Raw genomic sequence first — 16320 nt, forward strand, 5'->3', positions numbered from 1 at the left:
AGTAGCGGAGCTTGCTTCAGAGGGTAGTTAATTGAACGATATGGCAAAGAATCTGATCCTGTGGTTGATCATCGCGGCTGTCCTGGTGACGGTGATGAACAACTTCTCCAGCCCTAACGAGCCGCAGACCCTCAACTATTCCGACTTCATCCAGCAGGTCAAGGATGGCAAGGTCGAGCGCGTAGCCGTTGATGGTTATGTGATTACCGGCAAGCGCAATGATGGCGATAGCTTCAAGACCATTCGTCCGGCAATCCAGGACAATGGCCTGATCGGCGACCTGGTCGACAACCACGTTGTGGTTGAAGGCAAGCAGCCTGAGCAGCAAAGTATCTGGACTCAGTTGCTGGTGGCCAGCTTCCCGATCCTGGTGATCATCGCGGTGTTCATGTTCTTCATGCGCCAGATGCAGGGCGGTGCCGGCGGCAAGGGCGGACCGATGAGCTTCGGCAAGAGCAAGGCGCGCCTGCTCTCCGAAGATCAGGTGAAAACCACATTGGCTGACGTTGCCGGTTGCGACGAAGCCAAGGAAGAAGTCGGCGAGCTGGTTGAATTCCTCCGTGACCCGGGCAAATTCCAGCGCTTGGGCGGTCGTATTCCTCGCGGTGTGCTGATGGTCGGTCCTCCGGGTACCGGTAAAACCTTGCTGGCCAAGGCGATTGCTGGTGAAGCCAAGGTTCCGTTCTTCACCATTTCCGGTTCTGACTTCGTCGAGATGTTCGTCGGTGTCGGTGCCAGCCGTGTTCGCGACATGTTCGAGCAGGCCAAGAAGCATGCTCCTTGCATCATCTTTATCGACGAAATCGACGCCGTCGGTCGCCATCGTGGCGCCGGCATGGGTGGTGGTCACGATGAGCGTGAGCAGACCCTCAACCAATTGCTGGTTGAGATGGACGGCTTCGAAATGAACGATGGCATCATTGTTATCGCTGCGACCAACCGCCCAGACGTCCTTGACCCAGCGCTGCTGCGTCCGGGCCGTTTCGACCGTCAGGTTGTCGTTGGTCTGCCAGATATCCGTGGTCGTGAGCAAATCCTCAAAGTACACATGCGCAAAGTGCCAATGGGTGACGACGTCGCTCCGGCCGTTATCGCGCGTGGTACTCCGGGCTTCTCCGGTGCTGACCTGGCTAACCTGGTCAACGAAGCGTCTTTGTTCGCTGCACGTAGCGGCAAGCGCATCGTCGAAATGAAAGAGTTCGAACTGGCCAAAGACAAGATCATGATGGGCGCCGAGCGCAAATCCATGGTCATGTCCGAGAAAGAGAAGCAGAACACCGCTTATCACGAAGCTGGGCACGCCATTGTCGGTCGCGTCGTGCCTGAGCATGATCCGGTCTACAAGGTGTCGATCATTCCACGTGGTCGTGCGCTGGGTGTGACCATGTTCCTACCGGAAGAAGATCGTTACAGTCTGTCCAAGCGTGCGCTGATCAGCCAGATCTGCTCGCTGTACGGTGGCCGTATCGCTGAGGAAATGACCCTCGGTTTCGACGGTGTGACCACCGGCGCTTCCAACGATATTATGCGTGCTAGTCAGATTGCGCGGAACATGGTCACCAAGTGGGGCCTGTCGGAAAAACTCGGTCCGTTGATGTACGCCGAAGAAGAGGGTGAAGTGTTCCTCGGTCGCGGCGGTGGCGGTCAAGCTGCCAGCTTCTCCGGTGAGACAGCCAAGCTGATCGACTCCGAAGTGCGCAGCATCATTGATCAGTGCTACGGCACGGCCAAACAGATTCTGACGGACAACCGTGACAAGCTTGATGCCATGGCTGATGCGTTGATGAAGTATGAAACGATCGATGCTGAACAGATCGACGACATCATGGCGGGTCGTACACCACGCGAGCCACGTGACTGGTCGGGGGGCACTGGTACACCACCACCTCCGGTGGTTCATGACGAGCGTCCGGAAACACCGATTGGCGGTCCGGCTGCTGACGTTTAAGGTTTGAAATGACTTCTGTACAGTCCCTGACCCGGTTGCCTTGCGGCAACCGGGTTCTTGATTTGGCCCAGACGCATGTCATGGGTATTCTCAATGTCACCCCTGATTCTTTCTCCGACGGCGGCCAATACAGCCAGCTCGATGCGGCTTTGCGCCACGCCGAGGCTATGGTTGCAGCGGGTGCGACGCTGATTGATGTCGGTGGCGAGTCCACTCGCCCAGGCGCGCGCGCAGTGTCACCGCTCGAAGAGCTTGAGCGTGTGGCGCCGATCGTCGAGCTGATCAATCGCGAGTTGGATGTGATCATTTCGGTGGACACTTCTACGCCAGCCGTTATGCGCGAAACCGCACGATTGGGTGCCGGGTTGATCAACGATGTGCGGTCACTGCGGCGCGATGGCGCGCTGGATGCGGCGGCGGCTACGGGTTTGCCGGTGTGTCTCATGCATATGCTCGGTGAGCCTGGAGACATGCAGGACAATCCGCAGTATCAGGATGTCACGCGCGAAGTCGGTGATTTTCTAGCCGAGCGCATGGCGCAATGTGCGGCGGCCGGTATTCCTGAGGAGCGGATCATTCTTGACCCGGGTTTCGGTTTCGCCAAAACCCTGCAGCACAACCTAAGCTTGTTCAAGCACATGGAAGCCCTCCATGCCCTGGGCAGGCCTTTGCTTGTCGGTGTTTCCCGAAAAAGCATGATCGGGCAGGCCTTGAATCGTCCTGTCGGCGAGCGGCTGCATGGTGGTCTGGCACTGGCGGCGCTGGCATCGGTGAAGGGGGCGCGTATATTGCGCGTCCATGATGTAGCGGAAACGGTAGACGTGGTGCGCATGATCGCAGCCGTGGAATCAGCCGAATAAGAATGATGGAGCACTTATGAGCAAGAAATACTTTGGTACTGACGGCATTCGTGGTCGAGTCGGTGAATACCCGATTACTCCTGACTTCATGCTCAAGCTCGGCTGGGCTGCCGGCATGGCGTTCCGCAAAATGGGCGCTTGCAAGGTGCTGGTCGGCAAGGACACGCGGATTTCCGGTTATATGTTCGAGTCGGCACTTGAGGCTGGTCTGACATCGGCGGGGGCCGATGTGATGTTGCTGGGTCCTATGCCGACGCCGGCCATTGCCTATCTGTCGCGCACGTTTCAGGCTGAGGCCGGTATCGTGATCAGTGCCTCGCACAATCCGCATGACGATAACGGCATCAAGTTTTTCTCCGGTAAGGGCACCAAGCTGCCAGATGAGCTGGAGTTGATGATCGAGGAGTTGCTCGATACCCCGATGACTGTGGTCGAGTCGAGCAAGATCGGCAAAGTGTCGCGAATCAACGATGCATCAGGTCGCTACATTGAGTTCTGCAAGAGCAGTGTGCCAACCGGGACCAGTTTTTCCGGTCTCAAGATCGTTATCGACTGTGCGCACGGTGCGACCTATAAGGTGGCTCCGAGTGTCTTCCGCGAGTTGGGGGCAGAAGTCGTTGTGCTGTCAGCGCAGCCAAACGGTCTGAATATCAATGAAAACTGCGGCTCGACCCATATGGGTCAGTTGCAGGCTGCGGTGCTCGCCGAGCATGCCGACCTGGGTATCGCTTTCGATGGTGATGGTGATCGGGTGCTGATGGTCGATCACACTGGCGCCATCGTCGATGGTGACGAATTGCTGTTTATCATCGCTCGTGATCTGCATGAGCGGGGTAAATTGCAGGGCGGCGTTGTTGGTACCCTGATGAGTAATCTGGGGCTGGAACTCGCGCTGGCTGATCTTTCGATTCCTTTCATTCGTGCCAATGTGGGTGACCGCTACGTGATAGCCGAGTTGCTTGAACGCAACTGGCTGGTCGGCGGAGAAAACTCGGGGCATATCGTTTGCTTCAATCACACCACGACCGGTGATGCGATCATCGCTGCGTTGCAGGTGCTGATGGCGCTGAAGACCCGTAATGAAGGTTTGGCGCAAACCCGCCAGGCATTGCGCAAGTGCCCTCAGGTACTGATCAATGTGCGTTTTGGTGGTGGCGAAAGTCCGCTGGAACACCCGGCTGTCAAGGAGGCCAGTGCGCGCGTCACCCAGGCAATGGCGGGGCGCGGGCGCGTGCTTTTGCGCAAGTCCGGGACAGAGCCTCTGGTGCGCGTAATGGTCGAAGGCGAGGACGAAACCCAGGTTCGCAACTACGCCGAAGAGCTGGCAAAACTGGTAACTGAAGTTTCTGCCTGATACGGCTTGCAAGCCATGATTGTGTTGGGTAACATCTGCGCCCACTTTGACCGACGAGGTACAGCATGCGTCGCCCTATGGTAGCTGGTAACTGGAAGATGCACGGTACCCGCGCCAGCGTCGCTGAGCTGATCAACGGCCTTCGTCATCTGGCCTTGCCAAGCGGTGTTGATGTCGCGGTATTCCCGCCTTGCTTGTATATCAATCAAGTGATTGATGGCTTGAAAGGCAAATCGATTTCGGTCGGTGCGCAGAATTCTGCGGTGGAATCCATGCAAGGTGCATTGACCGGTGAGATTGCGCCGAGTCAGTTGGTGGATGCAGGTTGTTCCCTTGTGCTTGTCGGGCACTCCGAACGCCGCCAGATAATGGGCGAGCGAGACGGGATGCTGAATCGCAAGTTCGCAGCGGCACAGGCATGTGGCTTGATTCCGGTGTTGTGTATAGGGGAAACCCTGGAGCAACGCGAAGCTGGAAAAACTCTTGAGGTTGTCGGGCGTCAGCTGGGCAGCATCATCGAGGAGCTGGGTGTAGGTGCCTTTGCCAAGGCAGTCATTGCTTACGAGCCGGTCTGGGCTATTGGTACCGGACTGACTGCTACGCCGCAGCAAGCTCAGGATGTGCATAAAGCCATCCGCGAGCAGCTGGCGGCAGAGAATTCTGAAGTCGCACGAGGTGTGCGGCTTCTATACGGCGGCAGCGTGAAGGCGGCCAATGCGGTCGAACTGTTCGGCATGCCGGATATCGATGGGGGGCTCATTGGTGGAGCTTCCCTGAATGCAGATGAGTTCGGTGCGATCTGTCGCGCCGCGGGAAACTGAAAAAATGCTGGAAACAGTCGTAGTCGTTTTTCATCTGCTGGGTGCATTGGGCGTAGTTGCTCTGGTTTTGCTGCAGCAGGGTAAAGGTGCGGACGCTGGCGCGTCTTTCGGAGCAGGTGCTTCAAATACTGTGTTCGGAAGCCAAGGTTCCTCTACCTTTCTTAGTAAGTTTACTGCTATACTTGCCGCCGGTTTCTTCATAACCAGCTTGGGGTTAGGTTACTTTGCTAAAGAGAAGGCTCATCAGCTGACTCAAGCAGGATTGCCAGATCCAGCAGTGTTGGAAGTACCTAAGCAACAACAACCGGCTTCTGATGATGTCCCGGTGCTTCAAGAGCAAAAGTCGGCTACTCCAGCGACTGACGTGCCTCCAGCTCAAGAGCAGAAGTAAGAAGAGTTTCAAACGTAGTTTTGCCGAGGTGGTGGAATTGGTAGACACGCAACCTTGAGGTGGTTGTGCCCATAGGGTGTAGGGGTTCGAGTCCCCTTCTCGGTACCAATTAGTCAGGAGAGCCCGCTGTTGCGGGCTTTCTTGCAGGTGGAAGGTTACATTGACCCTATAAGGGATCGGTCGTATACTTCCGCCCCAGCTTTGTCGCGGGGTGGAGCAGTCTGGTAGCTCGTCGGGCTCATAACCCGAAGGTCGTCGGTTCAAATCCGGCCCCCGCAACCAGTTTAAGGAGCCCCTTTTAAGGGGCTTTTTGTTAGCTGGACACTTTCAACGCCGCTGTTCGACGGCGTTTCAAGGATGGGCGTTAAGCCCATTTTTTTATTTTGCAAAGCATGCACATATCATGCACTAGGGGGTTCAGGTGTCGAGCAAGCTAGAAGAGTTGCAGGCCTTGCTGGCCCCGGTGGTCGTGGCCCTGGGCTATGAATGCTGGGGTATCGAGTTTTCGGCTCAGGGTCGTCACTCGATGTTGCGCGTTTATATCGATAAAGAGGGTGGCGTGCTGGTGGACGATTGCGCCATTGTCAGCCGTCAGATCAGCGGTGTACTGGATGTTGAAGATCCAATTTCCGTTGAATACACCCTCGAAGTTTCCTCGCCTGGCATGGAGCGCCCACTGTTCACTCTTGAGCAGTTTGCAAAATTTGCCGGTGAACAAGTGAAGATCAAGCTGCGCTCGCCTTTTGAAGGTCGACGCAACTTTCAGGGCCTTCTGCGCGGTGTAGAAGAACAGGATGTCGTGGTGCAGGTAGACGACCATGAGTTCCTGTTGCCGATCGATATGATCGACAAGGCCAACATTATTCCCAGTTTTGACTGAGACGCGGATCCCGCGGATCCAATGGCTTGCGAAAGGCGAGGCGTACGATGAGCAAAGAAGTACTGCTGGTTGTTGAGTCGGTATCCAATGAAAAGGGCGTACCGGCAAGCGTAATTTTTGAAGCGCTGGAGCTGGCTCTGGCCACTGCTACCAAAAAGCGTTTTGAAGACGAAGTAGACCTGCGTGTGGAAATTAACCGCCACACCGGTTCTTACGAAACTTTCCGTCGCTGGACGGTCGTTGAAGAGAATGATCTCGACGATCCGGCCATCGAAACCTGGCCAACCAAGGTTGCTGAAACGCATCCTGGCGCCAAGGTTGGCGACGTCGTTGAAGAAAAGATCGAATCCATCGAGTTCGGCCGCATCGCTGCACAGACTGCCAAGCAGGTCATTGTGCAGAAAGTTCGCGAAGCCGAGCGCGCTCAAGTGGTCGACGCCTATCGCGAGCGCCTGGGAGAAATCATCTCCGGCACCGTGAAAAAAGTCACCCGCGACAACGTGATCGTCGATCTGGGTAACAACGCTGAGGCGTTGCTGGCCCGTGAAGACATCATTTCTCGCGAAACTTTCCGTGTCGGCGTGCGCCTGCGTGCGCTGCTCAAGGAAATCCGCACCGAGAACCGCGGCCCGCAGCTGATCCTGTCGCGTACCGCGCCGGAAATGCTGATCGAGCTGTTCCGCATCGAAGTGCCGGAAATTGCCGAAGGCCTGATCGAGGTAATGGCAGCGTCCCGTGATCCGGGTTCGCGCGCCAAGATCGCCGTCCGCTCCAAGGACAAACGCATCGACCCGCAGGGCGCTTGCATCGGTATGCGCGGTTCGCGCGTCCAGGCAGTGTCGGGTGAGTTGGGCGGTGAGCGTGTTGATATCGTCCTGTGGGATGACAACCCGGCTCAGTTCGTGATCAACGCCATGTCCCCGGCTGAGGTTGCGGCAATTATCGTTGACGAAGATGCCCACGCCATGGACATCGCCGTTGGCGCAGACAATCTGGCTCAGGCCATCGGTCGAGGTGGTCAGAACGTGCGTCTGGCGAGCCAGTTGACTGGCTGGACCCTGAACGTGATGACCGAATCGGACATCCAGGCTAAGCAGCAAGCAGAAACCGGCGACATCCTGCGCAACTTCATCGACGAGCTGGAAGTCGACGAAGAACTGGCTCAGGTGCTGGTAGATGAAGGCTTCACCAGCCTGGAAGAGATTGCCTACGTACCGTTGGAAGAAATGCTCAACATCGACGGCTTTGACGAGGACATCGTCAACGAGCTTCGCGCTCGTGCCAAGGATCGTTTGTTGACCAAAGCCATCGCTACTGAGGAAAAGCTGGCAGACGCCCATCCGGCCGAAGACCTGCTCTCGCTTGAGGGTATGGACAAGGATTTGGCGATGGAACTGGCGGTGCGCGGCGTAATTACCCGCGAAGACCTGGCCGAGCAGTCTATTGACGACCTGCTCGACATCGACGGCATTGACGATGATCGTGCCGGCAAGTTGATCATGGCCGCCCGAGCCCACTGGTTCGAGTAATTAGGCGCGGCCTGAGGAGAGAAGTGCATGACGCAAGTCACGGTGAAACAACTGGCCGATGAGGTCAAAACACCGGTAGAGCGCCTGTTGCAGCAGATGCGTGAGGCAGGTCTGCCGCACACCGCCGCCGAAGAAAATGTGACTGACAGTGAGAAGCAGTCCCTGCTGACTCACTTGAAAAGCAGCCACAAGGCGAAAGTGGAAGAACCACGCAAGATCACGCTGCAGCGTAAAACCACCAGCACCCTGCGTGTGGCTGGTAGCAAAAGCATCAGCGTAGAAGTTCGCAAAAAGAAAGTTTTCGTACAGCGTAGCCCGGAAGAAATCGAAGCCGAACGCAAGCGTGAACTGGATGAGCGTCGCGCAGTAGAAAATGCTGCTCGTCAGAAGGCTGAAGAAGAAGCCAAGCAGCGCGCCGAAGAAGAAGCGCGTCGCCAGCCTGCTGCTGCGCAGACCGCTACCAGCGACGCCGTTGCGGCGCCGGCTGCAGCTGCCGAACCTGTTCGCGAAAGCGCGCCGGTGGTTGCCGCTGCTCCAGCTCCGTCTGCTGAAGTTCGCAACAAGCAGAACGAACAGCGCCGTCCGGACAAACCACGTGCTGACGACAACAATCGTCGCAGCGGTGGTGGTGATGGCGAGCGCAAAAACGCTCCGCATCGCGCATCGGTCAAAGAAAAAGCGCCGGCTCCACGTGTGGCGCCACGCACTACCGACGAAGAAAGCGATGGCTTCCGTCGCGGTGGTCGCGGCAAGGCCAAGCTGAAAAAGCGCAACGCCCACGGTTTCCAGAGCCCTACCGGCCCTGTCGTGCGTGACGTGCAGATCGGCGAGACCATCACTGTTGGCGATCTCGCCAATCAGATGTCGGTCAAGGCTGCTGAAATCATCAAGTTCATGTTCAAACTGGGTACTCCAGCGACCATCAACCAGGTACTTGATCAGGAAACTGCTCAACTGGTTGCTGAAGAGCTGGGCCACAAAGTGACCCTGGTCAGCGACACCGCCCTGGAAGATTCCCTGGCCGAGTCCCTGAAGTTTGAAGGCGAAACGTTCTCCCGTGCACCGGTCGTGACCGTAATGGGCCACGTTGACCACGGTAAAACCTCGCTGCTCGACTACATCCGTCGTGCCAAGGTAGCTGCTGGCGAAGCCGGCGGTATCACTCAGCACATCGGTGCGTACCACGTTGAAACCGAACGCGGCATGGTCACCTTCCTCGATACCCCGGGTCACGCCGCGTTTACCGCAATGCGTGCCCGTGGTGCCAAGGCGACCGACATCGTGATTCTGGTGGTTGCAGCGGACGACGGCGTGATGCCGCAGACCATTGAAGCTGTTCAGCACGCTGTAGCGGCTGGCGTTCCACTGGTTGTTGCAGTGAACAAAATCGACAAGCCGGGCGCCGATCTCGATCGCATCCGTAGCGAACTGTCGGTTCACGGCGTGACTTCTGAAGAGTGGGGCGGTGATACGCCGTTCGTACCGGTGTCGGCGAAAGTCGGTACTGGCGTGGACGAGCTGCTTGAAGCCGTTCTGCTGCAAGCTGAAGTGCTTGAACTGAAAGCGACTCCATCGGCTCCTGGCCGTGGTGTTGTGGTTGAATCGCGTCTCGACAAAGGTCGTGGCCCGGTTGCAACCGTTCTGGTTCAAGACGGTACCCTGCGCCAAGGCGACATGGTACTGGTCGGTTCGAACTATGGCCGCGTTCGCGCCATGCTCGACGAGAACGGCAAGCCAATTAAAGAAGCCGGTCCTTCCATCCCTGTCGAGATTCTCGGCCTGGACGGTACTCCAGACGCTGGCGACGAGATGAGCGTGGTTGCTGACGAGAAGAAAGCCCGCGAAGTGGCTCTGTTCCGTCAAGGCAAGTTCCGCGAAGTCAAACTGGCTCGAGCTCACGCCGGCAAGCTGGAAAACATCTTCGAAAACATGGGTCAGGCCGAGAAGAAGACGCTTAACATCGTCCTCAAATCCGACGTCCGTGGTTCGCTGGAAGCTCTGCAAGGCGCTCTGAATGGCCTGGGCAACGACGAAGTGCAAGTGCGCGTCGTCGGCGGCGGTGTCGGTGGTATCACCGAGTCCGACGCTAACCTGGCACTGGCTTCCAATGCTGTACTGTTCGGCTTCAACGTGCGTGCCGATGCTGGCGCACGGAAGATCGTCGAGCAGGAAGGTCTGGACATGCGTTACTACAACGTGATCTACGACATCATCGAAGACGTCAAGAAAGCCCTGACCGGCATGCTCGGCAGCGATGTTCGCGAGAACATCCTGGGTGTGGCCGAAGTGCGTGACGTGTTCCGTTCGCCGAAGTTTGGCGCGATCGCTGGCTGCATGGTGATCGAAGGTGTTGTGCACCGTAACCGTCCGATCCGTGTACTGCGTGAAGACATCGTTATCTTCGAAGGCGAGCTGGAATCCCTGCGCCGCTTCAAGGATGACGCTTCCGAAGTACGTGCCGGCATGGAATGCGGTATCGGCGTGAAGAGCTACAACGACGTCAAAGTCGGCGACAAGATCGAAGTCTTCGAGAAGGTTCAGGTTGCTCGCAGCCTCTAACTCGCGCACTTCAGGAGCCGTGATGGGCTGCCGTACTCAACGGTGCGGCGCATCACCCGGACTCTAAACGCAACGCCCGGTCTGGCTTTTGTCAGGCCGGGCGTTTGCCGCTTTCAGACCTTGCGGGTTTCACCGCAGGGCAGTAACAGGTAACAAATCATGGCAAAAGAATACAGCCGTACCCAACGTATCGGCGATCAGATGCAGCGTGAGCTGGCCCAACTGATCCGTCGTGAAGTCAAAGATCCACGCGTGGGTCTGGTCACCATTACCGCTGTGGAAGTCAGCCGTGACGTCGGTCACGCCAAGATTTTCATTACCGTGATGGGCCAGGACAACGCTGAAGATATCGCACAAAGCATCAAGGTGCTCAACGCCGCCGCAGGTTTCCTGCGCATGCAGCTGGCCCGTGAAATGAAGCTGCGCAGCGTGCCGCAATTGCACTTCCACTACGACGAATCCGTCGTGCGTGGCGCGCACCTGTCGGCCCTGATCGAGCGCGCCGTGGCTGAAGACAATCAGCACCTGGACGTCGCTGCACCTGAAGACACCAAGGAGTAATTCGGTGGCTCAGGTCAAACGTATCCGTCGTAACGTCAGCGGCATCATCTTGCTCGACAAACCGTTGGGGTTCACCTCCAACGCTGCGTTGCAGAAGGTCCGCTGGCTGCTCAACGCCGAGAAAGCCGGTCACACCGGTAGCCTCGACCCGCTGGCCACCGGCGTCTTGCCGTTGTGCTTCGGTGAGGCCACCAAGTTCTCGCAATACCTGCTCGATTCCGACAAGGGTTATGAAACCCTGGCGCAACTGGGCAAGACCACCACCACGGCTGATGCTGAAGGTGAGGTTTTGCAGGAACGCCCGGTGACCGTTGGTCGCGCCGATGTCGAAGCGGCATTGCCGAAATTTCGCGGGCAAATCAGTCAGATACCGCCGATGTACTCGGCGCTCAAGCGTGATGGCCAACCGCTGTACAAGCTGGCTCGTGCAGGCGAAGTAGTGGAGCGCGAACCGCGTTCTGTTACTATTGCGCGCTTGGAATTACTGGCCTTCGAAGGCGATACTGCGCGTCTTGCGGTGGACTGCAGCAAGGGCACCTATATTCGCACCCTGGTGGAGGATATCGGTGAGCAACTTGGTTGTGGTGCGTACGTCGCTGAATTGCGTCGTACCCAGGCCGGGCCTTTCACCCTGGCGCAGACGGTTACCCTCGAAGAGCTGGAAGCAGTACATGCCGAAGGCGGCAACGAAGCGGTTGATCGCTTCCTGATGCCATCGGACAGCGGCCTGCTGGATTGGCCGTTGCTGCACTTTTCGGAAGCGAGCGCGTTCTACTGGCTCAATGGCCAGCCGGTACGTGCCCCGGATGCTCCGAAGTTCGGCATGGTACGGGTACAGGATCACAATGGTCGCTTCATCGGTATCGGTGAAGTGAGCGAAGACGGGCGCATCGCGCCACGTCGTTTGATTCGGTCAGAATGACCGGAACCGGCCTGTGTAACAGCAGGTCGGCGAGTGTGGCTGTTAACAGGCACGGTCACGACTCATTTATAGATACAGGGATTTGTCCCTGGCCTGTTGAAGCTGTTTCCCTGAAACAGTTTCCTGATAAAAGGATTGCCTCATGGCTCTCGACGTTCAAGAAAAAGCTCAAATCGTTGCTGACTACCAGCAAGCTGTTGGTGACACTGGTTCGCCAGAAGTGCAAGTTGCACTGCTGACCCACAACATCAACAAACTGCAAGGTCACTTCAAGGCCAACGGTAAAGATCACCACTCCCGTCGTGGTCTGATCCGCATGGTAAACCAGCGTCGCAAGCTGCTGGACTACCTGAAAGGCAAGGACGTGAGCCGTTACAGCGCTCTGATCGCTCGCCTGGGTCTGCGTCGCTAATCAGCGATTGCGCTATGAGGTTGGTGGTCTGCAAGACGTCCGCGGTTTACCGCGGTCGCCTTGCAGGCTCCCAGCCTCAAGTTTTATCTGGATGCACGTTTTACCCCGGACAAGGGTTGGGCCGATTCCCGACATTGCCCAAGAATTCGCAAGAAACCAGTTCCCCCAAGAGCCACAAAGAAGGTAGGACACCGTGAACCCGGTAATCAAAAAATTCCAGTTCGGTCAATCGACCGTTACCCTCGAGACTGGCCGTATCGCCCGTCAGGCCTCCGGCGCAGTATTGGTCACCGTTGACGACGACGTCAGCGTATTGGTGACTGTAGTCGGTGCAAAACAAGCCGATCCGGGCAAGGGCTTCTTCCCTCTGTCCGTTCACTACCAGGAAAAGACTTACGCTGCCGGTAAGATCCCTGGCGGTTTCTTCAAGCGCGAAGGCCGTCCTTCCGAGAAAGAAACCCTGACTTCCCGACTGATCGACCGTCCGATCCGTCCACTGTTCCCTGAAGGCTTCATGAACGAAGTGCAGGTTGTCTGCACCGTCGTTTCCACCAGCAAGAAAACCGATCCGGACATCGCTGCGATGATCGGTACCTCGGCTGCCCTGGCCATCTCGGGCATTCCGTTCGACGGCCCGATCGGCGCCGCTCGTGTAGCTTTCCACGAAAGCACCGGCTACCTGCTGAACCCGACTTACGAGCAGCAAGCTGCTTCGAGCCTGGACATGGTCGTTGCCGGTACTTCCGACGCCGTACTGATGGTTGAATCGGAAGCCAAAGAGCTGACCGAAGACCAGATGCTGGGCGCTGTACTGTTTGCTCACGACGAATTCCAGGTTGTGATCAACGCTGTGAAAGAACTGGCCGCTGAAGCTGCCAAGCCAACCTGGAACTGGGCTCCGGCTCCAGAAGCCACCGAACTGCTGGGCGCTATCCGTGCCGAGTTCGGCGAAGCGATCTCCCAGGCTTACACCATCACCATCAAGGCCGACCGTTACGCTCGCCTGGGTGAGCTGAAGGATCAAGTCGTTGCCAAGCTGTCCGGTGAAGAAGGCCAGCCTTCGTCCAGCGAAGTCAAAGCTGCTTTCGGCGAAATCGAATACCGCACCGTTCGCGAAAACATCGTAAACGGCAAGCCACGTATCGACGGTCGCGACACCAAAACCGTACGTCCGCTGAACATCGAAGTCGGCGTTCTGCCGAAGACTCACGGTTCGGCGCTGTTCACCCGTGGTGAAACCCAGGCTCTGGTCGTTGCAACACTGGGTACTGCCCGTGACGCACAACTGCTGGACACCCTGGAAGGCGAGAAAAAAGACCCGTTCATGCTGCACTACAACTTCCCTCCGTTCTCGGTGGGCGAGTGTGGTCGCATGGGTGGTGCTGGTCGTCGTGAAATCGGTCACGGCCGTCTGGCCCGTCGTTCGGTTTCGGCCATGCTGCCAGCCGCTGACGTGTTCCCGTACACCATCCGTGTAGTTTCGGAAATCACCGAATCCAACGGTTCGAGCTCGATGGCTTCCGTTTGCGGCGCTTCCTTGGCCCTGATGGATGCTGGTGTGCCGATGAAGGCGCCGGTTGCCGGTATCGCCATGGGTCTGGTTAAAGAAGGCGAGAAATTTGCCGTCCTGACCGACATCCTGGGTGACGAAGACCACCTGGGCGACATGGACTTCAAAGTAGCCGGTACCGCCAAAGGCGTTACTGCGCTGCAGATGGACATCAAGATCAAGGGCATCACCGAAGAGATCATGGAAATCGCTCTGGGCCAAGCCCTGGAAGCGCGCCTGAACATTCTCGGTCAGATGAACCAGATCATCGGTCAGTCGCGTACCGAACTGTCGGCCAACGCTCCGACCATGATCGCGATGAAAATCGACACCGACAAGATCCGTGACGTTATCGGTAAAGGTGGCGCGACCATCCGTGCGATCTGCGAAGAAACCAAGGCTTCGATCGACATCGAAGACGACGGTTCGATCAAGATCTTCGGCGAAACCAAGGAAGCGGCTGAAGCAGCACGTCAGCGCGTTCTGGGTATCACCGCTGAAGCCGAGATCGGCAAGATCTACGTCGGCAAGGTTGAGCGCATCGTCGACTTCGGCGCATTCGTCAACATCCTGCCGGGCAAGGACGGTCTGGTGCACATCTCGATGCTGAGCGACGCTCGCGTAGAAAAAGTGACCGACATCCTGAAAGAAGGCCAGGAAGTGGAAGTGCTGGTACTGGACGTGGACAACCGCGGCCGTATCAAGCTGTCCATCAAAGACGTGGCAGCGGCCAAGGCTTCGGGCGTTTAATCATCCCATAGCTTTAGCGCAATAAAAATGCCCCGCCGTGAAAACGGCGGGGCATTTTTTTGTCTGCGAAATATCGCGACATTCTGCGAAGTTGCCGGACTTCAAGACCGGTGCTAGGTTTAGCCCACCGCCCGTGTAGCTCAGCCGGTAGAGCAGCGCACTCGTAACGCGAAGGTCGCAGGTTCGATTCCTGTCTCGGGCACCACCTTATTCATCTCTCTCACTTATCGCCATGCGGATTTATGTTCCGCAGGTCAGCTTTTTGTGGGAGAGATGTAAAGACCCGTGTAATTCGTCATGCAAACGTCCTATATTCGGTGCCTGCATGAGCATCGCTTAGCAGTTTTCAGATGATCCCGAATGGTTCCGAAGGCCGGTCAATCCGCGTCAGAGAGATCCTTGATGATCCAGATCCATCCTCCATTCCTAAGATCAGCGAGAACGCCATGACCGAATTAACTCAAGAGCAACGTCACGAACAAGCGCTGGGAAAGTACATTCTGGACGTACCGGACCTCAAGGAAGAGATCAAGGATCTCAGTCCCGACGATCAGAAAGACCAGATCCAGTGGGCCTTCGAAGATGAAGCCGAAGCCCAGGGCTTGCAGCCGTGGGAACTGACGCTCAAGTACACGAGCACGCCGGAAGAGTTCGAGGCGCAGCGCATCGTGCTGCACAAAGAGGCGGCTGAAGTGCTGGGTGTCGAGTGGGAAGAATACTGCGAGATGAATAATCTGGTGGTCTGAAACAAAAACGCCAGCCTCAACCGGGCTGGCGTTTTTTATTGCGTGAAACCTTCAAAGGCTCAAGCGCATCGACAGATCCACCGCTTTGACATCCTTGGTCATCGCACCGATCGAGATGTAATCCACTCCAGTTTCGGCGATCGGCAGCAGCGTGCTTTCGTTGATGCCACCGCTGGCTTCCAGTTTCGCCTTGCCGCCATTCAGGCGCACGGCTTCGCGCATGTCATCCAGGCTCAACTCATCAAGCATGATGATGTCGGCGCCGGCGGTCAGTGCTTCTTTCAGCTCATCCAGACTTTCCACTTCGACTTCCACCGGTTTGCCCGGCGCAATCTTGTGCGCGGCGGCAATGGCTTGTGGAATGCCACCGCTGGCGGCGATGTGGTTTTCCTTGATCAGGAACGCGTCGTACAGACCGATGCGATGGTTATGGCAGCCACCGCAGGTCACCGCGTATTTCTGCGCCAGACGCAGGCCCGGCAGGGTTTTGCGGGTGTCGAGCAACTTGACCTGAGTAGCGCCGACGAAATCCGCCAGGTACTGCGCGCGAGTCGCCACACCCGACAGCAGTTGCAAGAAGTTCAGCGCACTGCGTTCCCCGGTCAGCAGCGAACGGGCCGGCCCTTCCAGATGAAACAGCGGCTGATTGGGTTTCACCCGCTCGCCATCGACCACTTGCCAGTGCACCGCGACCCGTGGATCGAGCTGACGAAACACCGCATCGACCCAAGCGGTGCCGCAGATGACGGCGGCATCGCGCGTGATAATGGTGGCTTTGGCCAGACGTTCGGCCGGGATCAGTTGCGCGGTGATGTCGCCGCTGCCGATGTCTTCGAGCAGCGCACGGCGCACGTTGGCTTCGATTTCGGCGGTCAAATCGGCGAGACGTAGATTCGGCATAACGGGCTCCACAAACAAAGTGGTTCGATTATAGGGGCATGGCGCGAGCCAACCCAAGGCGAGAACGCGCGTGCTTGCCTGCATCCGGTCGATTTTCTTTGAGCAAAACGCGCCCGGACAGGGTCATTGAGAGGGCAT

The 16320-nt window shown here is 57.3% G+C and carries 14 protein-coding genes and 3 tRNA genes; 16 read left to right on the forward strand and 1 reads right to left on the reverse strand.

Annotated features, from left to right (window positions below; all coding sequences use genetic code 11):
* The first annotated feature begins 40 nt into the window (after positions 1-40).
* The 16 genes from ftsH (at position 41) to CKW14_RS11895 (ending at position 15282) form a co-directional block, all read left to right on the forward strand.
* Positions 41-1948, forward strand: coding sequence for an ATP-dependent zinc metalloprotease FtsH (ftsH, locus tag CKW14_RS11820; protein WP_095049711.1), 1908 nt, complete (start codon positions 41-43; stop codon positions 1946-1948).
* A gap of 8 nt (positions 1949-1956) precedes the next feature.
* Positions 1957-2808, forward strand: a complete 852-nt coding sequence (folP, locus tag CKW14_RS11825) for a dihydropteroate synthase (protein ID WP_095049712.1) — start codon at positions 1957-1959, stop codon at positions 2806-2808.
* Positions 2809-2824: 16 nt separating this feature from the next.
* Complete coding sequence (glmM, locus tag CKW14_RS11830; protein ID WP_064119464.1) at positions 2825-4162, forward strand: phosphoglucosamine mutase; 1338 nt, start codon at positions 2825-2827, stop codon at positions 4160-4162.
* 65 nt (positions 4163-4227) lie between these two features.
* Entirely contained in the window at positions 4228-4983 is a 756-nt protein-coding gene (tpiA, locus tag CKW14_RS11835; RefSeq protein ID WP_016986498.1) for a triose-phosphate isomerase, read from the forward strand.
* A gap of 4 nt (positions 4984-4987) precedes the next feature.
* A complete protein-coding gene (gene secG, locus CKW14_RS11840) occupies positions 4988-5374 on the forward strand; it encodes a preprotein translocase subunit SecG (protein WP_027610782.1) in 387 nt (128 codons plus the stop codon).
* A gap of 22 nt (positions 5375-5396) precedes the next feature.
* A tRNA-Leu gene (locus CKW14_RS11845) sits at positions 5397-5482 on the forward strand.
* Between the two features lie 97 nt (positions 5483-5579).
* Positions 5580-5656: transfer RNA gene (locus CKW14_RS11850), tRNA-Met, on the forward strand.
* Positions 5657-5795: 139 nt separating this feature from the next.
* Positions 5796-6254 carry a ribosome maturation factor RimP gene (rimP, locus tag CKW14_RS11855; protein ID WP_007915250.1) on the forward strand — a complete coding sequence of 153 codons (459 nt, stop codon included), beginning with the start codon at positions 5796-5798 and terminating at the stop codon, positions 6252-6254.
* Positions 6255-6301: 47 nt separating this feature from the next.
* Entirely contained in the window at positions 6302-7783 is a 1482-nt protein-coding gene (nusA, locus tag CKW14_RS11860) for a transcription termination factor NusA (protein WP_093435760.1), read from the forward strand.
* Positions 7784-7810: 27 nt separating this feature from the next.
* Positions 7811-10342, forward strand: coding sequence for a translation initiation factor IF-2 (infB, locus tag CKW14_RS11865; RefSeq protein ID WP_095049713.1), 2532 nt, complete (start codon positions 7811-7813; stop codon positions 10340-10342).
* 159 nt (positions 10343-10501) lie between these two features.
* Positions 10502-10903 (forward strand): 30S ribosome-binding factor RbfA, encoded by a 402-nt coding sequence (gene rbfA, locus CKW14_RS11870; RefSeq protein WP_095049714.1) that lies wholly within the window; start codon positions 10502-10504, stop codon positions 10901-10903.
* A gap of 4 nt (positions 10904-10907) precedes the next feature.
* Complete coding sequence (gene truB, locus CKW14_RS11875) at positions 10908-11825, forward strand: tRNA pseudouridine(55) synthase TruB (RefSeq protein ID WP_034154423.1); 918 nt, start codon at positions 10908-10910, stop codon at positions 11823-11825.
* 142 nt (positions 11826-11967) lie between these two features.
* Entirely contained in the window at positions 11968-12237 is a 270-nt protein-coding gene (gene rpsO, locus CKW14_RS11880; RefSeq protein WP_003197723.1) for a 30S ribosomal protein S15, read from the forward strand.
* 193 nt (positions 12238-12430) lie between these two features.
* Positions 12431-14536 carry a polyribonucleotide nucleotidyltransferase gene (pnp, locus tag CKW14_RS11885; protein WP_053117036.1) on the forward strand — a complete coding sequence of 702 codons (2106 nt, stop codon included), beginning with the start codon at positions 12431-12433 and terminating at the stop codon, positions 14534-14536.
* A gap of 129 nt (positions 14537-14665) precedes the next feature.
* Positions 14666-14741: transfer RNA gene (locus CKW14_RS11890), tRNA-Thr, on the forward strand.
* Between the two features lie 241 nt (positions 14742-14982).
* Positions 14983-15282 carry a DUF6388 family protein gene (locus CKW14_RS11895; protein ID WP_095049715.1) on the forward strand — a complete coding sequence of 100 codons (300 nt, stop codon included), beginning with the start codon at positions 14983-14985 and terminating at the stop codon, positions 15280-15282.
* Between the two features lie 51 nt (positions 15283-15333).
* On the opposite strand, the gene nadC is transcribed toward CKW14_RS11895, so the two are convergent.
* Complete coding sequence (gene nadC / locus CKW14_RS11900; protein ID WP_095125372.1) at positions 15334-16182, reverse strand: carboxylating nicotinate-nucleotide diphosphorylase; 849 nt, start codon at positions 16180-16182, stop codon at positions 15334-15336.
* Positions 16183-16320: the final 138 nt, after the last annotated feature.

The organism is Pseudomonas sp. Irchel s3a12, from assembly GCF_900187485.1.
GTDB classification, from domain to species: domain Bacteria; phylum Pseudomonadota; class Gammaproteobacteria; order Pseudomonadales; family Pseudomonadaceae; genus Aquipseudomonas; species Aquipseudomonas neuropathica.